This is a genomic window from Streptomyces sp. NPDC052496, from assembly GCF_040679095.1.
GTDB lineage: Bacteria > Actinomycetota > Actinomycetes > Streptomycetales > Streptomycetaceae > Streptomyces.
Genome location: NZ_JBFAUH010000002.1, coordinates 150,992 through 172,851, shown reverse-complemented (window position 1 = coordinate 172,851; position 21,860 = coordinate 150,992). Strand labels below are relative to the sequence as shown.

The window sequence follows — 21,860 nt, the reverse complement described above, 5'->3', positions numbered from 1 at the left end:
GCCGGCCCGTGAAGGAGCCTGCCCATGTCGATGATCCGTGACCTGCGTGCTGCCGTCCGCCCGTCCAAGCGGCGCGAGGACGCCCCGTACAAGTACGACACCGGCCACCGCGAGGCGGCCCACACCAACAGCGCCATCGTGGACTGCGGCGTCTACCGCGACGGGCGGCGCGTCAGCGACCACGTCACCCCGTCCCAGGCGATGGCGGGCGTACGGGCCGACGGGGGCTTCGCCTGGATCGGGCTGCACGAGCCCACCGAGGGCGAATTCGCCGAGATCGCGCGGGAGTTCGGGCTGCACCCGCTGGCCGTGGAGGACGCGGTCCACGCCCACCAGCGGCCCAAGCTGGAGCGCTACGACGACACCCTGTTCACCGTCTTCAAGACGGTGCACTACGTCGAGCACACGGAGCTGACCGCCACCAGCGAGGTGGTCGAGACCGGCGAGGTGATGTGCTTCACCGGCCGGGACTTCATCGTGACCGTGCGGCACGGCGGCCAGGGCTCGCTGCGCGCCCTGCGCCACCGCCTCCAGGACGACCCCGAGCTGCTCGGCAAGGGCCCGTCCGCGGTGCTGCACGCCATCGCCGACCAGGTGGTGGACGGCTACATCGCGGTGGCCGGCGCGATGCAGGACGACATCGACGAGGTGGAGATCGACGTCTTCAGCTCCGGCTCGGACGGCAAGAGCGCGAGCGCCGGCAAGGGCTCGGCGAAGGGTGGCGACGCCGGGCGGATCTACCAACTCAAGCGCGAGGTGCTGGAGTTCAAGCGGGCCGTGTCGCCGCTGCTGCGGCCGATGCAGGTGCTGAGCGAGCGGCCGATGCGGCTGGTCGACTGCGACATCCAGAAGTACTTCCGGGACGTGGCCGACCACCTGGCCCGGGTCAACGAGCAGGTGCTCTCCTTCGACGACCTGCTCAACTCGATCCTCCAGGCCAACCTGGCGCAGGCGACGGTGGCCCAGAACGAGGACATGCGCAAGATCACCTCGTGGGCGGCGATCTTCGCCGTACCGACGATGATCGCCGGGATCTACGGCATGAACTTCGAGTACATGCCCGAGCTGAAGTGGAAGTACGGCTACCCGCTCGTGCTGCTCGTCACGGTCGGCATCTGCTTCGGCATCCACCGCGGCTTCAAGCGCAACGGCTGGCTGTAGGAGCCGTCCGCCGGGTGGCACGGCCGCCGCCCATTAGGCTGATCCCATGACGGACACCGTGTCGCAGGCGCTGCTGGACCGCGCGCTCATCGAAGAGGCCACGAAGAAGTCCGGCCTCATCTGGGTACGGGGCACCACCGGCCCGGCGCGGGCCCTGTGGCATGTCTGGCACGACGGCGCCGCGTGCGTGGTCGGCGCGGGCTCCGGCGGTACGGGCCGGGCGGCCGACCCGGGCGACGAGCAGCCGCTGCACGACCTCGGCCTGGCCGACGGCGGCACCGCGACCGTCACCGTACGCAGCAAGGACAAGGGCGGCCGGCTGGTGAGCTGGCAGGCCCGGGTCACCGAGCTGACGCCGGACGGCGAGGCGTGGCAGGCCGCCGTGGAGGACCTCAAGGGCAAGCGGCTGAACGCGCCGGACGCGGAGACGATGCCGCGGCGCTGGGCACGCGAGTGCCGGGTGCTGCGGCTGGAGCCGGTCACGGACGCGCCGGCCGCCACGGACTTCGACGCCTCCTCCCAGGCCGCCCGCCCACTGCCCACTCCGGCCACCACGCGGCAGCCCATTCCGGCGGCGCTGCCCAAGCTGCTGCGGGGCAAGCGGAAGCGCTGAGGCGCGTGGGGCGGCGCTGAAGCGCTGAGGCGCGTCCGGGGAGGCGCTGAAGCGCGCGGGGGCGCTGAGGCGCGGAGCGCGCGCCTGGCGGGCAGGGGCGGCGGCCGTCGGGCTTCAGTCGCCGATCGTGATCTGCTTCCCGTAATCGACGACCTGGCTGTCCGCCGGTGCCTGGATCTCCACCGGCTTGCCCCAGTCGGTCAGGCGTACCTCGCCCGCGCCGCCCGCGCGGCGCAGCCGGAGCGGGTACGGCTGCCCCTCCAGGGAGACGTCGAGGGTGCCGCCCGCGCCCTGGCCGGCGGCGATGCGGACGGTGCGGGTGCCGTCGAGGGTGCCGCGGTCACCGGTGGTGAGCGTGCCGTGCAGGCCCAGCAGGCTGTTGAGCAGGACGTCCTTGTCCGTGAAGCCGCTGAAGCGTTTGTAGACGGGGTCCGTGGCCGGCACCTTCACGTACTTGCCGACGAGCTTGGAGGCGGACGTCTCGTCCTTCTTCGACGGGTTGGCGTTCTTCTCGCGGGCCCAGAAACCGGCGTCCGCCTTGAGGTACAGCGCGCCGCCGACCCGCAGGAGCTGGAAGGTCGCCGCCGCGGTGGCGAGTTCCCCCCGGGCGCCCTGGGGGCCGAGCCGCATGTCCAGCTTGTAGGTGCGGCCCTGGCTGACGAGATGGCCGGAGAGCCGTACCGTCCCGGCGCCGTGGGCGGCCGTCTGCGCCTTGCTCTGGATCTTGTCGGCGGGCAGCTTGCCGACCCCGTTGGTCCCGGCGTCCGGGTCCTCCGCCGCGCACCCCGCCAGCGCCCCGGCGAGCACCGCGCACACCGCCGCCGTCAGCGCCGCGCCGCGCCTGCGCTGGGATACGGCCGGTCGGCGCGGGCAGGCCCCGGCGGGGCCTGCCGAGGGGAAAGCGGTCACGACGGTTCTGCCTCCTGATACGGATGACCTCGACGGCAGTACGGCAGCGTACCCGGGCCCGGGCACGCCGTACGGCGGAGTGCGCGGTGGACACCGTACGGCCCTTCCCCCCGGGGCGGCACCGGTCGGCGCACGTTAGCCTGAATTTCGGATCACGCCCCGCCGCGGGGCGTGACCTGCGGAGAAGCGGCAACACGTAACGCCAGGGAAGAGCGGGCGCGGCCGCGCAGCGACGCGGCGGCCCGCTACGGCACAGCGGAACGGAAGCGGAGGCACTCGGCATGGCGGTGGTCACCCCCCGGGTGTTCGTCTCCCACCTCGCGGGCGTCGCCGTCTTCGACCCCAACGGCGACCAGGTCGGCCGGGTGCGTGACCTGGTCGCGATGTTGCGGGTGGGCGGCCGGCCGCCCCGGCTGCTGGGGCTGGTCGTCGAGGTCGTCAGCCGCCGCCGGATCTTCCTGCCGATGACGCGGGTGACGGGTGTGGAGTCCGGCCAGGTCATCACCACCGGCGTGGTGAACATGCGGCGCTTCGAGCAGCGCGCGTCGGAGACCCTGGTCCTCGGCGAGCTGCTGGACCGCCGGGTGAGCCTGGTAGAGACGGGCGAGGAGGCCACCGTCCTGGACATCGGCATCATCCAGCTGCCGGCCCGCCGCGACTGGGAGATCGACAAGGTCTTCGTGCGGAAGGGCAAGGGCGGGGCGCTGCGCCGCAAGGGAGAGGCGCTGACCGTGGACTGGTCGGCGGTGACCGGGTTCTCCCTGGAGGAGCACGGGCAGGGCGCCGAGAACCTGCTCGCCACCTTCGAGCAGCTGCGCCCCGCTGACCTGGCCAGCGCCCTGCACCACCTGTCCCCGAAGCGGCGCGGCGAGGTGGCCGCCGCACTGGACGACGACCGGCTGGCGGACGTGCTGGAGGAGCTGCCGGAGGACGACCGGGTCGAGATCATGGGCAAGCTCGCGGAGGAGCGGGCCGCCGACGTCCTGGAGGCGATGGACCCGGACGACGCCGCCGACCTGCTCTCGGAGCTGCCGGAGGAGGAGAAGGAACGGCTGCTGGGCCTGATGCGGCCGGACGACGCGGCGGACGTACGGCGTCTGATGGCGTACGAGGAGCGCACCGCGGGCGGTCTGATGACCACGGAGCCGATCGTGCTGCGGCCGGACGCGACGATCGCGGACGCGCTGGCCCGGGTGCGTGACCCGGACCTGTCGCCGTCGCTGGCGGCGCAGGTGTACGTGTGCCGGCCGCCGGACGAGACGCCGACCGGCAAGTACCTGGGGCTGGTGCACTTCCAGCGGCTGCTGCGCGACCCGCCGTTCACGCTGGTCAGCTCCGTCGCGGACACCGATCTGCCGCCGCTGCCGCCGGGTACCCCGCTGAACGAGGTGACCAGCTACCTGGCGACGTACAACATGGTGGCGGCGCCGGTGGTGGACGAGAGCGGTTCCCTGCTGGGCGCGGTGACCGTCGACGACGTACTGGACCATCTGCTGCCCGACGACTGGCGCGAGGCGGAGATGCACGGCCCGCCGGGCGCGGCGGCGGACCGGGAGGGAGAGCCGGACGATGGGCGCTGAGGAACGGGACGGTGTCAAGGAGCGCGCGCGGGCGCTGAGTACGACGCCGGGGCCCGGGCTGGGCGGCGGGCGCCCCCGGGTGCGCCTGGACCAGCCGCGCGCGCCCCGCCGGAGTCTGCTGCCGGAGTACGACCCGGAGGCGTTCGGGCGGCTGTCGGAGAAGATCGCCCGGTTCCTGGGGACCGGCCGGTTCATCGTCTGGATGACGGTCCTCATCGTGCTGTGGATCGGCTGGAACGTTTTCGCACCCGGCCACCTGCGCTTCGACAACTATCCGTTCATCTTCCTGACCCTGATGCTCTCGCTCCAGGCGTCCTACGCGGCCCCGCTGATCCTGCTCGCCCAGAACCGGCAGGACGACCGGGACCGGGTCACCCGCGAGCAGGACCGCAAGCAGAACGAGCGCGCCATCGCCGACACCGAGTACCTGACCCGGGAGATCGCGGCGCTGCGGCTGGGCCTGGGCGAGGTGGCCACCCGGGACTGGATCCGCTCCGAACTCCAGGACCTGCTCAAGGAGCTGGAGCTGCGCCGGATGGTGGACGCGGAGAGCGAGCAGGAAAGCCGGCGCCGGGAGTAGCCCCGGCGAGCGGAGCGGGACAGGCGCCCGGAGTGACGAACACGACCGCCCACCGGCCTTTCCGGAGGCCCCCACCGGCCCCGTACGCCCACCCGTCGCCCGACCACCGCCCCTTTGGGACGCGCTTCGCGCGGCCGTAGTATTTCGGCATGGCTACCGACACGCCCCAAGGCGCAGCGCCCAGCGAGGACGCGGTCCACGCCGCGCTCGCCACGGTGAACGATCCCGAGATCCACCGCCCCATCACCGAACTGGGCATGGTCAAATCGGTGCAGATCGCGGCGGACGGCGCGGTGGCGGTGGCGGTCTACCTGACGGTCGCCGGCTGTCCGATGCGCGAGACGATCACGTCGAACGTGCGCGCGGCCGTGGGCCGCGTCGAAGGGGTCACCGGCGTCTCCGTCGAGCTGGACGTGATGAGCGACGAGCAGCGCAAGGAGCTGGCGTCGTCGCTGCGCGGCGGCACCGCCGAGCGCGAGGTGCCGTTCGCCAAGCCGGGCTCGCTGACCCGGGTCTACGCGGTCGCCTCCGGCAAGGGCGGCGTCGGCAAGTCGTCGGTGACGGTCAACCTGGCCGCGGCGATGGCGGCCGACGGCCTGAAGGTCGGCGTGGTGGACGCCGACATCTACGGTCACTCGGTGCCCCGGATGCTGGGCGCGGACGGCCGTCCCACCCAGGTCGAGAACATGATCATGCCGCCGTCGGCCAACGGCGTGAAGGTGATCTCCATCGGCATGTTCACCCCGGGCAACGCGCCGGTGGTCTGGCGCGGCCCGATGCTGCACCGCGCGCTCCAGCAGTTCCTGGCCGACGTGTACTGGGGCGACCTGGACGTCCTGCTGCTCGACCTGCCCCCGGGCACCGGCGACATCGCCATCTCGGTGGCGCAGCTCGTCCCGAACGCCGAGATCCTGGTCGTCACCACCCCGCAGCAGGCCGCCGCGGAGGTCGCCGAGCGGGCCGGGTCGATCGCCGTACAGACCCACCAGAAGATCGTCGGCGTGGTGGAGAACATGTCCGGGCTGCCCTGCCCGCACTGCGACGAGATGGTGGACGTGTTCGGGTCCGGCGGCGGCGAGCGGGTCGCCGAGGGCCTGACGAAGACGACCGGCGCGCAGGTGCCGGTGCTGGGCGCCATCCCGATCGACGTACGGCTGCGCGAGGGCGGCGACGAGGGCAAGCCGGTCGTGCTGACCGACCCGGAGTCCCCCGCCGGCGCGGCCATCCGCGCCATCGCCGGCAAGCTGGGCGGCCGGCAGCGCGGCCTGTCGGGCATGTCGCTGGGGATCACGCCGCGCAACAAGTTCTGAGCCGGTCCGGGGCGGCCTGAGTGGCTGCCGGGACATGCGGAGGGGCGGGCCCGTCGGGTCCGCCCCTGCGTCGTCGTACGGCCGGTGTGCGCGGTGCCGGGGCTCGTGCCCGAGCGGCGCGGCCTGGCCCGCCCCCGCGTGCGCTCAGCTCACTCCGCCGCCACGCCTTCCGCGGGCACGTCGCCGGCGTCCTCCGCCCTCGCGCCGTGGTCTTCGCTCTCGTACGCGGCGATGTCCTTGACCACCGCGAAGCCCAGCCCGTACGCGCTCATCCCGCGCCCGTACGCCCCGATGTGCACGCCTTCGGGGCCGTCGCCCGCCGAGCCGGCCAGCACCCAGCCGTACTCCGACTCGCGGTAGCGGAACGGCGTCGGTACGCCGTCCACCGGCAGCGTCAGCGCGCTCCAGCCCTCGCCGCCGAGATCGTCCGCCAGCTCCCAGGCCAGCATCGTCTGCTGGTCGAGCCAGTCCTGGCGGAGCGTGCGGTCCATCTGTGTCGGCCACGTACGTGACAGCAGGCCCGATCCGGCGAGCCAGGCCGCCGTGGACGTGGACGTGGCGTCCAGGACCCCCGTGCCGTCGGCGCTGCGCCTGACGGGGCGGCTGGCGACGGTCACCACCACCGCGAAGCGCTCCGCTTCCGGCCGGCTCTCCACCTTTATCGTGGGCTGCTGGCCGTGGCCGGTCGCGCCGTGCTCGACCGTGCCGTCCGCGGCCGCGCCGACCTGCAGCAGCCAGCGGGGACCGGTGAACGCGTCGTCGAGTCCGTACCACGGGAACGCGGCCGACAGATAACCGTCGACCTTCCGTCCGGTGCCGGCGGTGGCCGCCTGAACTCCTGCCCGACCCGTCGTCTCCATCTGCGCGGAGCCTCCTAGTTGCCCTGCGTCGTGGGCGGCCCGCCCCCCTCAGGCGACCTCACCCCGGACACGGGGAGCATAGTCAACCCGCTCGGCACCAGCGGGCATAAGGCAGGCATAAGACGAGTCAGGTGGCATCCGGATCGAACGGCGGGCGCTCCTGCTGGGCCGGCTTCGCGCGCTTGGTGAACATGTCCGGCGCGGCGGACCCGCCCCCGGAGCCGGCCGTCGAGTCCGGCACGTCCTTGCTGAAGCTCACCCGGGGCGCGGCTCCCCGGTCGGCGGCGGAGGCGCTGTCGACGCCGTGCACGGCGTCCGTGACCTCGGCCATCTCCTTCTTCAGGTCGAAGCCGTTACGGATCTCCTGGAGGCCGTACTGGTCGTTCTCCAGCACGTGCTTGCGCACGAAGTTCCGCGGCTTGAGGTCCTCGAACTCGAAGTCCTTGAACTCCGGCCCCAGCTCGCTGCGGATGTCCTCCTTGGCGTTGTCCGAGAACGCCCGCACCTTGCGCACGAACCCCATGACATCGGCGATCACCTTGGGCAGCTTGTCCGGCCCGAAGATCAGTACCGCAAGGATCACGAGCGCGACCAGCTCTAGGGGTCCTATGTCGAAGAACACCTTGCAGCTCCTTGGGGTAATCCGTGGCCTACCAGGGCCTGGAAGGGCCTGGGGGACGTGTCGGGCCTATGGGCCGGGCCGCCTATCACGGTACCTGGCCCACGGCGTCCGGCGGGAGTCGCCCGTCCCAACACGGTGCAAACGTCCGGAGCCCGCCTCCGGGCCGGGCGGGCGCCCGCCGCCCGCCCGGGTCCGGCCCCGGGTCCTCACTCCTGGCCGGCGGCGGCGCCGAGCGTCAGCTGGGCGGTCTGCTCCTTGCCGTCGCGCCGCAGGGTCAGCGTGAGCCGGTCGCCCGGCCGGTGGCTGCGGATCTTGATGATCAGCTCCTCGCCGCTGTGCACGGGCTGTCCGTCCACCTTGGTGATCACGTCCCGCGGCTTGATGCCCGCCTTGGCCCCCGGGCCGCCGGGGGTGACGGGGGCGCCGCCGTCCTTGCTCTTGGAGCTGACCCGCGCGCCGTCGCCCGCGTACTCCATCTCCAGCGTGACGCCGATCACCGGGTGCATGACCTTGCCCTTGTTGATCAGCTGTTCGGCCACCCACTTGCCCTGGTTGATCGGTATGGCGAAGCCCAGGCCGATGCTGCCGCCCTGGCTGCCGCCCTCCAGGCCGCCGCCGGAGCTGTCGGCCGCACGGATGGCGCTGTTGATGCCGATCACCCGCGCCCGGGAGTCGACGAGCGGGCCGCCGGAGTTGCCCGGGTTGATCGGGGCGTCGGTCTGCAACGCGTCCACGTACGAGACGTCGCTGCCGTCGCCCTTCTTGCCGCCCGCCGTGATGGGCCGCTGCTTGGCGCTGATGATGCCGGCGGTGACGGTGTTGGCGAGGTCGTACGGGGCGCCGATCGCCACGACCGGGTCGCCGACCCGTACGGAGTCGGAGTCGCCGAGGGCCAGCGGGCGCAGTCCGGAGACGCCCTGCACCTGGACGACGGCCAGGTCGTAGCCGCCGTCCCGGCCGATGACCTTCGCCTTGGCCGTCTGGCCGCCGCTGAAGGAGACCGATATCTCGCCGCCGGTGCCGGCCGGCTCGACGACGTGGTTGTTGGTGAGGATGTGGCCCTGCGTGTCCAGGACGAAGCCGGTGCCGGTGCCCTGCTCGCTGTTGCCGCGCACGTGCAGGGTGACGACGCTGGGCAGCGCCGCCTGCGCGATGCCGGCCACGCTGTCCGGCTTCCGGCCGCCCCCGTCACCGGTGTCCTGCGGCAGCTCGATGCTGCCCAGGCCGCCGTTGCGCTCGATGTACGCGCCGACGCCGCCGCCGATCCCGCCGGCCAGCAGCGCCAGGGCCACCGCGCCGGCGGCCAGCGCGCCGCGGCGGTTGCGCTTGGGGGCCGGCGGCGGGGGCGGCGTGCCCAGGGGCATCGCCGCACCGTGCTGCGGCGTCCCCCAGGGGTCGTACTGCTGCCAGTGGCTCTGCTGGTCACCTTGCGGGTGGGGCGGCTGCTGGAGGGGCGGGGGCTGCGGGGAGTTCTGGGGTTGCTGAGGGCTTTGGGGCTGTTGAGGGTTCAGGGGGTGCTCGGGGTTCGGGGGCTGCTGGGGGCCCGCGGCCGCGTCCGGTTGCGGCGCGCTGTGTGCCTCGGGCGGGAGCGGGGCGCCGCCGGAGGCGTCGTGCGCCGTGGCGGGGAGCCGGGCGCCGTCGGCCGCGGTGAGCTGGGTGGTGTCCGTGCCGGACGGCGGAGTGGCCGCGGCCGGGTACGGCGCGGGCTGGGCCGGCGGCTGCTCGGCGGGCGGCTGCGGGCTGTACGGCGGCTGGGCGGGCGAGGGTTCGGCCTGCGGCATCGGCGTACGGGCGGAGCTGCCCTGCGGCTGCGGACCCGCAGGCGGCTGCGGCTGGGCGGTGAACGGCTGCTGGGGCGGCGGTACGGGCGCACCGGTGCCGTACGGGGACTGCTGTCCGGCAGGCATCGGTGCGGCGCCCTGCGGTGCGGGGCCCGTGCTCTGCGGCGGGACGCCCGTACCGTGCGCCGGGGTGGCCGTCGGGCGCTGCACCGGCGGCGCGGGGGCCCACGGGCCCGGGTCGCCGTACGGAGGCGTGCCGTACGGGTCCTGGGGGTGCAGCGGCTGCTGCCGCGGCGGGGCGGCCGGCGGCGCGGGAACCTGGGGCGCGGAGGCGTGCGGTGCGCCGGAGTCCGCGCCGGGCGTGCTGCCGGGAGCCGCCGCCTGCTCGGTGCCCGCTCCGGTGCGCGAACCGCCCGGACCGGCCTCGTCCTGGCCCGCGGGCGCGGCACCGGCGGGCGGGGCCGCGCATTCCCGGGGGGCGGCGGTGTCTTCGGCCCCGGCCGGCCCCGGGCCGGGCGCGGCGGGTGCCGGCGCCGACGGCTCGGCGGGCTGCTGCCCCGACCGGCTCCACCAGTTCCGCTTCGGCCCGGCGGCCGTCCCCTCGTCCATGTTCTCCCCACCGATTCGCCCGCTGTATCAGGCGGGCACCGCCACCTCGCCGGCGGCGCGCCCCCTGGGGAACGCCGCCCGCACAGCGATTCAACCAGGTTCGCGCGGCACCGCGCAGAGCCCGGTCAGCGCGAGGCGGGGCGGTGCGCGGTCAGCGCCTCCCGGGATGCGAGGCCGGACGGTACGGCGGGCCCGGCCAGGGGACGGCCGGCCTCCGCCGACGGCACGTACGGGCCCTCGGCGCGGGTGCCGGACAGCGGGGCGGGTGCGGTGCCCTGCGCGGGGTGGTACGGCATGAGCTGACCGGTCTGGAGCGTCAGCGCGGGCGGCGCGGTCCGGCCGTCGGAGAGGAACGCGACCATCGACAGGGGCGGCGACGCGGCGGGGCGCGCGGCCGCCGGCAGTGACGGGCCGGTCAGGCCGAGCGAGCTGGGGGCCGGCTGCGGGGTCACGCCCGCGCCGGGGAGCGGCCGGGCCCAGGGGGAGCCCGTCGCGAACAGCAGGGCCTCACCGCGCGTCATACCGGGCCGGCCGACCGGCCCTGGCGTGGCACCGAGCGGCGTCATCTGGCTGCCCGTACCGTCCGCGCGGCCGCTCGGGGTGTTGTCGACCGCGGCCTCCAGCGGCAGGGCGCCGCCGAGCGCGAACGCCGCCAGGGAGACCGCGCCGGCCGCCGCGAAGGCGAACCGGCGGCGCTGCGGCGCGGACCGGGCCGGCTCATGGATACGGAAGCCGCGCGAGCGCGGCTGGCGGGGCACCGCGCCGACGGCATGGCTGCCGGACGGTACATACCGGAACGAGCCGCCGCGCGCCTCGAACCCGCCGCCCTCGGTGACGTCACCGCCGAAGGCGCCGCTGCCGAAGCTCCCGGGGCCCAGCCGACTTCCGGAGCCGTCGGCATCACCTCCGGGCAGGCCCTGGAGACGCGCCAGCAGCCCCTCGGAGGGACCGGGTGGCGCCGTCGCCGCGAAGACGTTCTTCAGCTGCCGCTGGTCGTCCGCCTCCGCCTTGCACTTTCCGCACGTAGCGAGATGCGCGAGCACCCGCTCGCGCGCGTCATGCCCCAACTCCCCGTCGACCAGAGCCGCGAGGCGGTCGCCGAGATGATGCTCGGCGGGGGACGGACCGCCTGTACCGCTCACGCGATTCCGACCTCCCCTGTAGTGACCGAAGTGAGCGGCCGCCGGTCGCGCTCGCGCTCTTCGGCGCGCGCCGCCGGGGAGCGGTGCTTGAGCGCCTTGCGCAGGTGGGAGCGGCCGCGGTGGATCCGGCTGCGGACCGTGCCCAGCTTCACGCCGAGGGTGGCGGCGATCTCCTCGTACGACAGGCCCTCGATGTCGCAGAGCACCACGGCGGCGCGGAACTCGGGCGCGAGGGTGTCCAGCGCCTGCTGGACGTCGGCGTCGAAGTGGGTGTCGTTGAAATGCTGCTGCGGGGAGGGCTCGCGGCTGGGCAGCCGCTCGGCCGCGTCGTCACCGAGCGCGTCGAAGCGGATGCGCTGGCGGCGGCGGACCATGTCCAGGAAGAGGTTGGTCGTGATGCGGTGCAGCCAGCCCTCGAAGGTGCCGGGGGTGTACGTGGACAGCGAGCGGAAGACGCGGACGAACACCTCCTGCGTCAGGTCCTCGGCGTCGTGCTGGTTGCCCGTGAGGCGGTAGGCGAGACGGTAGACCCGGGCGCTGTGGGTGCTGACGATCTCCTCCCAGCTGGGCGGGGTCCAGGCCTGCGCATCCGCTTCGCCGGCGAACGTCGCGGTCGTAGCGGTGTCGAAGGCCCCTCCCCTACCCTTGAGGCCGTGGGAGCGGGAACGGTCAGCGGTGTCTGTCACGGATTTCGGCTCGACGGCCGACCGCCTGAGGCGCCTGCGCGCCCATCGGTCACCCGACGCAGCCGCACCTCCCCTGGTGGCTCTGGTGGTGTCCAGTAGAGCCCCTACCATATCCACCTCGCCCGTTAGCTCCGGATAAGCAGATTTGACCTGCTTTTGGTCTGGCTTCGCGTCATCCCGCACATCTCGCTGGGTCTTCACCGATGCATCCCCCCTGCAGTGCTTCAACGCCCGGTCCCATCTGCGGGTTCCCGCACGCAGCGGATACAGTCACGGTTGCGTCAACTACGGGGACAGGAGAGGGCCATTACCGGCAACCGGCAGACGAGCTTGGCATTCGCCGAGGCGTACGGCGCCGGGACCATCGACGACGAGGCCGACGCCGCCCTGCACTGGTCCCGGGAGCGGGCGCGGGAGGCGGGCATCCGCGCGGTGTCCACCGGCACCGGCACCGCGTTGCGCCTGCTCGCCGCGACGGCCGACGCCAAGGCGGTCGCCGAGATCGGCACCGGCACGGGAGTGTCGGGCATCTACCTCCTGCACGGTATGCGGCCGGACGGCGTGCTGACGACGGTCGACCTGGAACCGGAGCGGCAGCAGTTCGCGAAGCAGGCGTTCCGGGAGGCGGGCTTCGCCGGCAACCGCGCGCGCTTCATCCCGGGGCGCGCCCTGGACGTCCTGCCCCGCCTCGCCGACGGCGGCTACGACCTCGTCTTCTGCGACGGCGACCGCATGGAGTGCCTGGACTACCTCGCTGAATCGTTGCGGCTGCTGCGCCCCGGCGGCCTGGTCTGCTTCGAGGGCGTCTTCGCCGACGGCCGTACGGTCGACTCGGCCGCGCAGCCCGCCGAGGTGCTGCGCCTGCGCGAGCTGCTGCGCACACTGCGCGAGAGCGACGCGCTGGTCTCGTCCCTGCTGCCGGTGGGCGACGGCCTGCTGTGCGCCGTCAAGCGGGGCTGAGCGGCGGCTGTGACACGTACGGGGCGGCGCGGCGCGTACGGGGACGGCCCCGTGGCACGTACAGGCGGAGCGGCGCGTACGAGCGGCGTGGCACGTACGAGCGAAGCGGCACGTACAGGCGGAGCGGCGGCGTGGCCCGTACGACGGTGAGCACGGCGCGCCCCGGAACGAACGCGGCCCCGGCGGGTACCGCGCGCGAGCGCGGCGCCCACCGGGGCCCGGGTATTCGGCTGGGGGTCCAGGGGTCAGCCCCGGGAAACCGCAGCATCAGGGCGGCTGCCCTGTCAGACGGTGACCTTGTCCAGTGCCTCGCCCAGGGCCTTGGCCTCGTCGGGAGTCAGCTCGACGACGAGTCGACCGCCGCCTTCGAGCGGAACGCGCATGACGATGCCCCGCCCCTCCTTGGTCACCTCGAGCGGGCCGTCGCCCGTCCGCGGCTTCATGGCCGCCATGCTCGTTCCCCTTCCTGAAACCAGCTCACGCAGCCGACAACCCAGGTGTCACCGGCATCGAACACATTGCTTCCAGGCCATTATCCCGCATCGCACGACCCGATGACCAACATCGGGGAGCATCCCTTCGGCAACGCGCTCTCGCAAAACCACCCAATTCGGGGAGTGGGCTGCGATACTTCGCCCTCGTCCCGCGTCCGGTCCTCGCCGGTTGTTTGACGTACGTCACATGACGGGCGCCGATGATCTCCGGCATCCTGAACGCCGGCTGCCCTCCCCGGGCAGCGCGAGCCGCGACGGAGGGATCCCTCACCATGGCCGACACCGTGCTCTACGACGTGACCGACGGCGTCGGGACGATCACGATCAACCGTCCCGACGCGATGAACGCGATGAACACGGAGACCAAGGCCGCCCTGCGGGACATCCTGCGCGAGGCCGCCGCCGACCCGGCCGTACGAGCCGTCCTGCTGACCGCCACCGGGCGCGCCTTCTGCGTGGGGCAGGACCTCAAGGAGCACATCGGGCTGCTGGCCCAGGACCGCGAGACCGGCTCCGGGCAGACCATGAGCACGGTACGCGAGCACTACAACCCCATCGTGACGGCGCTCGCCGGGATGCCGAAGCCGGTGGTGGCGGGCGTGAACGGGGTCGCGGCGGGCGCAGGCGCCGGTTTCGCGCTGGCCGCGGACTACCGGGTCGTCGCCGACACCGCCTCCTTCAACACCTCCTTCGCGGGCGTGGCGCTCACCGCGGACTCCGGCATCTCCTGGACGCTGCCCCGCCTGATCGGCCACGGCCGCGCCGCCGACCTGCTGCTCTTCCCGCGCAGCATCACCGCGCAGGAGGCGTACGACCTGGGCATCGCGAACAAGGTCGTCCCGGCGGCGGAGCTCGCGGCCGAGGCGGCGGCGGTGGCGCGCACGCTGGCCGAGGGGCCGACCGCCGCGTACGCCGCGATCAAGGAGTCCCTCGCGTACGGGGCCGGGCACTCGCTCGCCGGGACGCTGGCCAAGGAGGACGAGCTCCAGACGCGGGCGGGCGCCTCGGAGGACCACCACATCGCGGTCGAGGCGTTCGTGAAGAAGGAGAAGCCGAGGTTCCTGGGGCGCTGAGAGGTCCGCGCGGACCGGGCGGCCGGGCCCGGCCGCCCGCACCTCACCCCTCCGCCGCCGCCTCCACCGCGTCCCGTACGTGGCAGTCCGCCAGGTGGTCGTTGACCAGGCCGCACGCCTGCATCGTCGCGTACGCCGTCGTCGGGCCGACGAAGCGGAAGCCGCGCTTCTTGAGGTCCTTGGCCAGCGCCGTGGACTCCGGTGTGACGGGCGCCACGTCGGACAGCGTGCGCGGGGGCCGCCGGGCGCCGCGCTCGGGCGCGTAGGACCAGATCAGCCGGTCCAGCTCGCCCGGGGACAGCCCGGCCGCGACCCGGGCGTTGTTGATCACCGCGTGGATCTTCGCGCGGTTGCGGATGATGCGGGCGTCGGTGAGCAGCCGCTCGGCGTCCGCCTCGGTGAACCGGGCGACCGCCTCGATCCGGAAGTCCGCGAACGCGGCCCGGAAGCCCTCGCGGCGGCGCAGGATCGTGATCCAGGACAGCCCGGACTGGAACGCCTCCAGGCTCATCCGCTCGAAGAGCGCGTCGTCGCCGTGGACCGGCAGACCCCACTCGGTGTCGTGGTAGGTGCGATAGTCGGCCATTTTCTCCGACTCCATGCCCCAGGGGCAGCGGGGCACCCCGTCCGGCGCCGTACTCACTCCCGTCATGAGGCGGTCTTCCCCTCTTCCTCGCCCCCGGGGGCCGGGGGCTCCTGTCCGGTCGGTGCGGCGGACTCAGCGGGACCGGCGGGACCGGCGGGCTCGGGTCCGGGGCCGGCCGGACCGACCCCGGCGGGTCCGGCCCCGGCAGGTCCGACCCCGCTGGGTCCGGCTCCGGCAGGTCCGGCTCCGGCAGGTCCGGCTCCAGCAGGTCCCGGCCCCTCCTTCACCAGCCCCGGCGCGCCCATCGCCGCCGCGTGCGCCCCCGCGAGGGCCGCCTCCAGCTCGGCGATCCGCGCGTCGCGTTCGGCCAGCTCGGCGCCGAGCCGGTCCAGCACGTCGTCGACGTCGTTCATGCGGTAGCCGCGTACGCTCACCGGCAGGCGCACCGCCTCCACGTCGGCGCGGGAGGCGGGCCGGTCGGCGGGCAGTGGTTCGTACAGCCGGTCCGGCGCGGCCTCGGCGAGCCCGCCCTCCGCACCGCCGCCGACCACGGCGAGCGTGACCGCGGCGACCACCACGACCATCGCGATCAGCAAGAACCAGAACACGACCATCTCCCCGAGCTATGTGTTGGCACTGATCGTGCCATGCGGGTGTGACCGTTAGGGTCGCTGGCGGACCACGAAGAGGGAGAAGCAATGCTGCGGCTGGGGAATCGAGAGTTCAGCGCTCACGAACCGGTGATCATGGCCATCGTGAACAGGACCCCGGACTCCTTCTACGACCAGGGGGCCACCTTCACCGACGCGCCCGCGCTCGCCCGGGTGGAGCAGGCGGTGGCCGAGGGTGCCGCGATCATCGACATCGGCGGGGTCAAGGCGGGCCCCGGCGAGGAGGTCAGCGCCGAGGAGGAGGCCCGGCGCACGGTCGGCTTCGTCGCCGAGGTGCGCAAGCGGTTCCCGGACGTGGTGATCAGCGTGGACACCTGGCGGCACGACGTCGGCGAGGCGGTCTGCGAGGCCGGCGCGGACGTGCTGAACGACGCGTGGGGCGGAGTGGACCCCAAGCTGGCCGAGGTCGCGGCGCGCTACGGCGCGGGCCTGGTGTGCACCCACGCGGGTGGTGTGGAGCCGCGGACCCGCCCGCACCGGGTGGCGTACGAGGACGTGATGGCGGACATCCTGCGGGTGACGCTGGGCCTGGCCGAGCGGGCGGCGGAGCTGGGCGTACGCCGGGACGCGATCATGATCGACCCGGGGCACGACTTCGGGAAGAACACCCGGCACAGCCTGGAGGCGACGCGCCGGCTGGGCGAGATGACCGACACCGGCTGGCCGGTGCTGGTCTCGCTGTCGAACAAGGACTTCGTCGGCGAGACGCTGGACCGGCCGGTCAAGGAGCGGCTGCTCGGGACGCTGGCGACGACCGCGGTCTCGGCGTGGCTGGGCGCGCAGGTCTACCGCGTCCACGAGGTCGCCGAGACCCGGCAGGTCCTGGACATGGTGGCCTCCATCGCGGGCCACCGGCCCCCGGCGGTGGCCCGCCGGGGACTCGCGTAGCGCGCTGCCGGGCAGCCGGCGCTACTTCCCGGTCTCCTTGGACACCAGCGCGACCGCCTCGTCCACGTCGTCCGTGACGTGGAACAGCAGCAGGTCGTGCTCCGACGCCTTGCCCTGCGCGACGACCGTGTCGCGCAGCCAGTCGACCAGGCCGTTCCAGTACTCCGAGCCGAAGAGCACGATCGGGAAGCGGGTGACCTTGCGGGTCTGGACGAGGGTGAGCGCCTCGAAGAGCTCGTCGAGGGTGCCCATGCCGCCGGGCAGTACGACGAAGCCCTGCGCGTACTTCACGAACATCGTCTTGCGGACGAAGAAGTAGCGGAAGTTGACGCCGATGTCGACGTGCGGGTTCATGCCCTGCTCGAAGGGCAGCTCGATGCCCAGGCCGACCGAGACGCCCTTGGCCTCCCTGGCGCCGCGGTTGGCGGCCTCCATCGCGCCGGGCCCGCCGCCGGTGATCACCGCGAAGCCGGCCTCCACCAGTGCCCGGCCGAGTGCCACCCCCGTCTCGTACTCGGGCGAGCCGACGGGCGTACGGGCCGAGCCGAAGACGCTGATGGCGCTCGGCAGCTCGGCCAGCGCGCCGAAGCCCTCCACGAACTCCGACTGGATGCGCATGACCCGCCAGGGGTCGGTGTGCACCCAGTCCGTGTCCCCCTCGGCGGTGTCCAGCAGCCGCTGGTCCGTCGTTCCCCGCTGCACCTGCTCGCGCCGGCGCACCACCGGTCCCAGCCGCTGTTCCTCCCACGCCCGCTCTTCCTCGGGGATGGCCATGTCGTGCTCCCTCCGCTGCCGGTCAGTGTCCGGCAAGGGTAGATCGGCGCAGGTGACGGGCAGGGCAATTCCGGATGCCGGGACACCCGCGGGGCACGCGGGGCGCGCGGGTCACGCGGTGAGCCAGGACCGCAGGCGCTCCTCGCAGTGCAGGATCCGCTCGACGGCGACCCGTTCGTCCTTCTTGTGCGCCAGTACGGGGTCGCCGGGGCCGTAGTTCACGGCGGGCACGCCCAGGGCGCTGAAGCGCGAGACGTCGGTCCAGCCGAACTTGGGCTTGGCGACGCCGCCGACCGCCTTCATGAAGGCGGCGGCCGCGGGGTGCGACAGGCCCGGCAGCGCGCCCGGCGAGTGGTCGTCGACGGTCATCTCGGCGACGCCGCAGTCCGCGAAGACCTCGCGGACGTGGTCGAGCGCCTCCTGCTCGCTGCGGTCGGGTGCGTAGCGGAAGTTGACGGCGACGGTGCAGCTGTCGGGGATGACGTTGCCCGCCACGCCGCCCTCGATGCGTACGGCGTTCAGGCCCTCGCGGTATTCGAGGCCGTCGATGACGGCCCGCCGCGGCTCGTAGGCGGCCAGGCGCGCGAGGATCGGCGCCGCCGCGTGGACGGCGTTGCTGCCCATCCAGCTGCGGGCCGAGTGGGCCCGCTCGCCCTCGGTGCGCAGCAGCACCCGCAGCGTGCCCTGGCAGCCGCCCTCGACCTCGGTGTTCGAGGACTCCAGCAGGACGGCGAAGTCGCCCTCCAGCCAGTCCGGGTGCTCCTCGGCCAGCCGCCCGAGCCCGTTGAACTCGGCGGCGATCTCCTCCATGTCGTAGAAGATGAAGGTCAGGTCCCGGTTGGGCGCGGGGACGGTGGCGGCGATGCGCAGCTGCACGGCGACGCCGGACTTCATGTCGGTGGTGCCGCAGCCCCACAGGACGCCGTCCTCGTCGAGCCGGGAGGGCACGTTGTCGGCGATCGGCACGGTGTCCAGGTGGCCGGCCAGCACGACCCGCTCGGCGTGGCCCTGGAAGGTGCGCGCGACGATGCAGTTGCCGTCCCGCTCCACCGTCAGGTGCGGGAGCGCACGCAGCGCGTGCTCCACGGCGTCCGCGATGGCCTTCTCGTCCCGGCTGACGGAGGGGATGTCGACGAGCTGAGCGGTCAGCTCGGCCGCGTCGAGGGAGAGGTCCAGTGCGGGGGTCTGCGTAGCGGTCTCCATGGGTCCGACCCTACCGGCGCCCCTCCAGTACCGTTGGCTGCGTGTCCCCCCAGCCCAACGCTGCCGTCCGCGGCAGCCGCAGCAAGCGCCTCCTGCGTATCGGCGCGGCCTTCGCCGTGCTCGTCGGACTGGCCGTGTACCTCGTCGTGCAGTACGTGACCGGAGGTCCGGGTGCGCCGCGCTGCACGGTGCGGGCCGCGGACGGCGGCGAGCCGTACGAGATCTCTCCGGAGCAGGCCGCGAACGCCGCGACCATCTCGGCCGTCGGGTCCTCGCGCCGGCTGCCGGAGCGGGCCGTGACGATCGCGCTGGCGACCGCGATGCAGGAGTCGGGGCTGCGCAACATCGGCTTCGGCGACCGTGACTCGGTCGGCCTCTTCCAGCAGCGTCCGTCCCAGGACTGGGGCACGGTCCAGCAGATCATGGACCCGGTCTACTCGGCCGGTGAGTTCTACACGCACCTGGTCAAGGTGCCGGGCTACTCGCGGCTGCCGCTGACGGTGGCCGCGCAGAAGGTGCAGCGCAGCGGCTTCCCGCAGGCGTACGCCAAGCACGAGCCGAACGCCGCGCTGCTGACCGGCGCCCTCACCGGGCGCGACGGGGCCGCGATGACGTGTTCGGTCAGCCGTCCGGCGGACCGCAAGCAGCCGGGCAGTGCGGACGGGGTGCGCAAGCAGCTGGTGCGCGAGTTCGGGCCGGACGTCCTGCCGCACACGGACGGGACGGCTCCGGGCGGCAGCAAGGGCGACGGCGAGGACGGCGGCCGGGTGCTGACGGTGCCCGCGCGGCCGGCCGGCAACGCCGATCCGGACTCCGGGGAGGCGGCCTCGGCGGGCCGGTCCCCTGGCGCGGGGCAGGCCGGTGGCGCCGCCGCGGGCGGGGACGGCTCCGGGGCGCAGCGGCGCGGCTGGGAGCTGGCCACCTGGGCGATGGCCCACTCCGGGGCGTTGGGCATCGAGCAGATTTCCTACGACGGGAAGATGTGGTCGGCGGCCGATTCCGGGAAGGGCTGGCAGCGGGCGACCGGTGCGGCGGCGCGTGCTTCCGGTACGGACGTGCGGATCGTCACCGCGAAGTGAGCCCGCGGGCGGCCGTGGGGCGGCGGCAGCCCTGTCCGGCGCGCCGGAGCCCCGTCCGCGCCGCGCCGTCACCCGTACGGCCGTCACGCCGTCAGCCTCGTGGTCACCGCGCAGCCGTCCGGCCGGTCCCTCGGCCGAGTTAACGTCGTCAACCCCGGGTGAGGGCGCCAGGTCACCGGCGCCGGGGTCACTCGAACGGCGTGGAACCCGCCCGGGCACTGAGGTGTGACGTTTCAGCACCGTACTGCGCACGGCGCAGTTTGCCCGGATTCCTCCGGAGCAGATTATGTGACCCCCTACTGATTCTTTACCGGCCGTGCCGCAACCTTCCCGGCCCTGACGCGGTAGTCACGTCGTGCGCCCGGCAGCCTCCGCGCCCCGCCGGCGGACACGGCACGTCTGTCAGAAGAACCAGTCCCTCTCCGTAAAAGGAGCACCATGTCCCTCCCCCTCTCGCGTCGGATCGCCCGAGCCGCGCTGCTGGTCGCAGCCGGCGCAGCCCCCGTGGTCGGTGCGGCAGGCTCCGCGAGCGCCGTGGAACTGCCGCAGTCGTCCGACCTGGGCGGACTGACCGCAGTGGACACCGCGAGCCTCGCCGACACCGCCGACGGCGCGGTACAGGGTGCCGGCGACCTGGCCGGTGAGACCGGCGCGAACGCCACCGAGGCCGGCAGCAAGGTCGTCCGCAGGGCCGTTCCGGCCCTGAGCAAGACCGCCGGCAAGACCGCCGGCAAGACGCTCGGGGAGACCGCGCCGGCCGCCAAGCAGGCCGCGGGCAACGCCGCCAGCGACACCGCGGACAGCGCGGGGGACATCCTCACCGACACCCTCCACACCGCCACCGAGGACGGCCTGCCGACCGACGGCCTGACCGAGTCCCTGCCGGGTGACGGGCTGTCCACCGACGGCGTGACCGACTCGCTGTCCACCGACGGCCTGGCCCAGGCGGTCGGCGACAGCGGCCTGGCCTCGGACCTGCTGCCGACGCACGGGCTGCCCATCAGCTGACGGAAGTGCCGCACAGCGGAGCCCGGAGCGGACGCCGTATCTCAGGCGTCCGCTCCGGGCTCCGCCGTGCGCGGCCGGTGCGGGGACAGGTTACTGCGCCAGGCGCCGTACGGCCTCGTCCACCCGCTCGTCGGTGGCGGTGAAGGCGACCCGTACGAAGCGCTCGCCGGCGCTGCCGTAGAAGTCGCCCGGGGCGACCAGGATGCCGCGCTTGGCGAGGTCGCCGACGGTGTCCCAGCACGACTCGTCGCGCGTCGCCCACAGGTAGAGCGACGCCTCGCTGTGCTCGACGCGGAAGCCGGCGGCCTCCAGGGCCTCGCGCAGCGCCGTACGGCGGCGGGCGTAGCGTTCGCGCTGCTCACCGACGTGCTCGGTGTCGCCGAGCGCGGCGACGGTCGCCGCCTGCACCGGGGCGGGGATCATCATGCCGCCGTGCTTGCGGATCTGGAGCAGCTCGCCGAGGACGGCGTCGTCGCCCACCAGGAAGGCGGCGCGGTAGCCGGCCAGGTTGGAGCGCTTGGACAGCGAGTGGACGGCCACGATCCCGTCGTACGAGCCGCCGCACACGTCCGGGTGCAGGACGGAGACCGGGTCGGCCTCCCAGCCCAGCTCGATGTAGCACTCGTCGCTGAAGAGCAGGACGCCGTGCTCGCGCGCCCAGGCGACGGTGCGGCGCAGTTCGTCGGCGCTGAGCACGCGGCCGGTCGGGTTGGACGGCGAGTTCAGCCACAGCAGCTTGAGGCCGGCCGGGTCCAGCTCCCAGGGGTCGTCGTAGACGACGGGCTCGGCGCCGGCCAGGCGCGCGCCGACCTCGTAGGTGGGGTAGGCCAGGCGCGGGTAGGCGACGCGGTCGCCGGCGCCCAGGCCGAGCTGGGTCGGCAGCCAGGCGACCAGTTCCTTGGAGCCGACGACCGGCAGCACGTTGGTGTGCGCCAGGCCGGTGGCGCCCAGGCGCCGCTGCGCCCAGCCGGTGATCGCGTCGCGCAGGGCGGCGGTGCCCCACACCGTCGGGTAGCCGGGGCTGTCGGCGGCGTCCGTGAGGGCTTGGCGGACCAGCGCGGGCACGGGGTCGACCGGAGTACCGACGGACAGGTCCACGATGCCGTCGGCATACGCGGCCGCCGTGTTCTTGTACGGCTCCAGCCGGTCCCAGGGGAAGACCGGAAGACGGGACGATACGGTGCCCACGTTGCTCTCTTTCCTCACGTTCCTCTGGCTGCACAGGGCAGAAAACGCCTCGGCCCCGTGCGGCGTCGGCATCCCGGTCTCAG

Annotated in this window: 22 protein-coding genes; 10 read left to right on the top strand and 12 right to left on the bottom strand. The window is 73.5% G+C overall.

Features of this window, described 5'->3' with window-relative positions:
- Window positions 1–24 precede the first annotated feature (24 nt).
- Window positions 25–1,161, top strand: a complete 1,137-nt coding sequence (locus tag AB0L45_RS04230) for a magnesium and cobalt transport protein CorA (RefSeq protein WP_365835928.1) — start codon at window positions 25–27, stop codon at window positions 1,159–1,161.
- A 46-nt stretch (window positions 1,162–1,207) separates the two neighbouring features.
- Window positions 1,208–1,774 (top strand): hypothetical protein, encoded by a 567-nt coding sequence (locus AB0L45_RS04225; RefSeq protein WP_365835926.1) that lies wholly within the window; start codon window positions 1,208–1,210, stop codon window positions 1,772–1,774.
- A gap of 114 nt (window positions 1,775–1,888) precedes the next feature.
- Here AB0L45_RS04225 and AB0L45_RS04220 read toward each other — a convergent pair whose 3' ends face one another.
- Window positions 1,889–2,602 carry a hypothetical protein gene (locus AB0L45_RS04220; RefSeq protein WP_365836343.1) on the bottom strand — a complete coding sequence of 238 codons (714 nt, stop codon included), beginning with the start codon at window positions 2,600–2,602 and terminating at the stop codon, window positions 1,889–1,891.
- Window positions 2,603–2,964: 362 nt separating this feature from the next.
- Between AB0L45_RS04220 and AB0L45_RS04215 the strand changes: the two genes are divergently transcribed.
- The 3 genes from AB0L45_RS04215 (at window position 2,965) to AB0L45_RS04205 (ending at window position 6,153) form a co-directional block, all read left to right on the top strand.
- The gene (locus tag AB0L45_RS04215) at window positions 2,965–4,263 is read left to right on the top strand and encodes a CBS domain-containing protein (protein ID WP_365835924.1); all 1,299 of its coding nucleotides are present in this window, start codon (window positions 2,965–2,967) and stop codon (window positions 4,261–4,263) included.
- Window positions 4,253–4,843, top strand: coding sequence for a DUF1003 domain-containing protein (locus AB0L45_RS04210; RefSeq protein WP_365835922.1), 591 nt, complete (start codon window positions 4,253–4,255; stop codon window positions 4,841–4,843). The genes AB0L45_RS04215 and AB0L45_RS04210 overlap by 11 nt, the downstream gene beginning before the upstream one ends.
- Window positions 4,844–4,992: 149 nt before the next feature.
- Window positions 4,993–6,153, top strand: a complete 1,161-nt coding sequence (locus AB0L45_RS04205; RefSeq protein ID WP_365835920.1) for a P-loop NTPase — start codon at window positions 4,993–4,995, stop codon at window positions 6,151–6,153.
- 149 nt (window positions 6,154–6,302) lie between these two features.
- Here AB0L45_RS04205 and AB0L45_RS04200 read toward each other — a convergent pair whose 3' ends face one another.
- The 5 genes from AB0L45_RS04200 to sigE all read right to left on the bottom strand — a co-directional run bounded on the left by AB0L45_RS04200 (window position 6,303) and on the right by sigE (window position 11,853).
- On the bottom strand, window positions 6,303–7,013 hold the full coding sequence (locus AB0L45_RS04200) for a hypothetical protein (RefSeq protein WP_365835918.1): 711 nt from the start codon (window positions 7,011–7,013) through the stop codon (window positions 6,303–6,305).
- A 127-nt stretch (window positions 7,014–7,140) separates the two neighbouring features.
- The gene (locus AB0L45_RS04195) at window positions 7,141–7,635 is read right to left on the bottom strand and encodes a sec-independent translocase (RefSeq protein WP_365835916.1); all 495 of its coding nucleotides are present in this window, start codon (window positions 7,633–7,635) and stop codon (window positions 7,141–7,143) included.
- A gap of 206 nt (window positions 7,636–7,841) precedes the next feature.
- Entirely contained in the window at window positions 7,842–10,025 is a 2,184-nt protein-coding gene (locus AB0L45_RS04190; protein ID WP_365835914.1) for a trypsin-like peptidase domain-containing protein, read from the bottom strand.
- Window positions 10,026–10,150: 125 nt separating this feature from the next.
- Window positions 10,151–11,167 carry a zf-HC2 domain-containing protein gene (locus AB0L45_RS04185; protein WP_365835913.1) on the bottom strand — a complete coding sequence of 339 codons (1,017 nt, stop codon included), beginning with the start codon at window positions 11,165–11,167 and terminating at the stop codon, window positions 10,151–10,153.
- Window positions 11,164–11,853 carry an RNA polymerase sigma factor SigE gene (gene sigE / locus AB0L45_RS04180; protein WP_365835911.1) on the bottom strand — a complete coding sequence of 230 codons (690 nt, stop codon included), beginning with the start codon at window positions 11,851–11,853 and terminating at the stop codon, window positions 11,164–11,166. The genes AB0L45_RS04185 and sigE overlap by 4 nt, the downstream gene beginning before the upstream one ends.
- 276 nt (window positions 11,854–12,129) lie before the next feature.
- On the opposite strand from sigE, the gene AB0L45_RS04175 reads away from it, so the two are divergent.
- Window positions 12,130–12,813 carry an O-methyltransferase gene (locus AB0L45_RS04175; RefSeq protein WP_365835909.1) on the top strand — a complete coding sequence of 228 codons (684 nt, stop codon included), beginning with the start codon at window positions 12,130–12,132 and terminating at the stop codon, window positions 12,811–12,813.
- Window positions 12,814–13,097: 284 nt separating this feature from the next.
- Here the strand turns inward: AB0L45_RS04175 and AB0L45_RS04170 are convergent, their stop codons facing one another.
- Window positions 13,098–13,265: a DUF3117 domain-containing protein gene (locus AB0L45_RS04170; protein WP_006603288.1), complete on the bottom strand. Its 168-nt coding sequence runs from the start codon at window positions 13,263–13,265 to the stop codon at window positions 13,098–13,100.
- Between the two features lie 314 nt (window positions 13,266–13,579).
- Between AB0L45_RS04170 and AB0L45_RS04165 the strand changes: the two genes are divergently transcribed.
- Window positions 13,580–14,380 (top strand): enoyl-CoA hydratase-related protein, encoded by an 801-nt coding sequence (locus AB0L45_RS04165; RefSeq protein WP_365835907.1) that lies wholly within the window; start codon window positions 13,580–13,582, stop codon window positions 14,378–14,380.
- A 43-nt stretch (window positions 14,381–14,423) separates the two neighbouring features.
- Here the strand turns inward: AB0L45_RS04165 and AB0L45_RS04160 are convergent, their stop codons facing one another.
- Both AB0L45_RS04160 and AB0L45_RS04155 read right to left on the bottom strand, forming a co-directional pair.
- Window positions 14,424–15,032: a DNA-3-methyladenine glycosylase I gene (locus tag AB0L45_RS04160; RefSeq protein WP_365835905.1), complete on the bottom strand. Its 609-nt coding sequence runs from the start codon at window positions 15,030–15,032 to the stop codon at window positions 14,424–14,426.
- Entirely contained in the window at window positions 15,029–15,574 is a 546-nt protein-coding gene (locus tag AB0L45_RS04155; protein WP_365835903.1) for a DivIVA domain-containing protein, read from the bottom strand. Before AB0L45_RS04155 ends, AB0L45_RS04160 begins: the two co-directional genes overlap by 4 nt.
- 90 nt (window positions 15,575–15,664) lie before the next feature.
- Between AB0L45_RS04155 and folP the strand changes: the two genes are divergently transcribed.
- Window positions 15,665–16,525, top strand: coding sequence for a dihydropteroate synthase (gene folP / locus AB0L45_RS04150; RefSeq protein ID WP_365835901.1), 861 nt, complete (start codon window positions 15,665–15,667; stop codon window positions 16,523–16,525).
- Window positions 16,526–16,546: 21 nt separating this feature from the next.
- On the opposite strand, the gene AB0L45_RS04145 is transcribed toward folP, so the two are convergent.
- Together AB0L45_RS04145 and dapE are read right to left on the bottom strand one after the other, a co-directional pair.
- Complete coding sequence (locus AB0L45_RS04145; RefSeq protein WP_365835899.1) at window positions 16,547–17,299, bottom strand: TIGR00730 family Rossman fold protein; 753 nt, start codon at window positions 17,297–17,299, stop codon at window positions 16,547–16,549.
- Window positions 17,300–17,410: 111 nt separating this feature from the next.
- On the bottom strand, window positions 17,411–18,502 hold the full coding sequence (dapE, locus tag AB0L45_RS04140; protein ID WP_365835895.1) for a succinyl-diaminopimelate desuccinylase: 1,092 nt from the start codon (window positions 18,500–18,502) through the stop codon (window positions 17,411–17,413).
- Window positions 18,503–18,543: 41 nt separating this feature from the next.
- Between dapE and AB0L45_RS04135 the strand changes: the two genes are divergently transcribed.
- Window positions 18,544–19,581 carry a heavy metal transporter gene (locus AB0L45_RS04135; protein ID WP_365835893.1) on the top strand — a complete coding sequence of 346 codons (1,038 nt, stop codon included), beginning with the start codon at window positions 18,544–18,546 and terminating at the stop codon, window positions 19,579–19,581.
- Window positions 19,582–20,019: 438 nt separating this feature from the next.
- A complete protein-coding gene (locus tag AB0L45_RS04130; RefSeq protein WP_365835891.1) occupies window positions 20,020–20,589 on the top strand; it encodes an ATP-binding protein in 570 nt (189 codons plus the stop codon).
- Between the two features lie 90 nt (window positions 20,590–20,679).
- Here the strand turns inward: AB0L45_RS04130 and dapC are convergent, their stop codons facing one another.
- The gene (gene dapC / locus AB0L45_RS04125) at window positions 20,680–21,777 is read right to left on the bottom strand and encodes a succinyldiaminopimelate transaminase (RefSeq protein WP_365835889.1); all 1,098 of its coding nucleotides are present in this window, start codon (window positions 21,775–21,777) and stop codon (window positions 20,680–20,682) included.
- Window positions 21,778–21,860 lie beyond the last annotated feature (83 nt).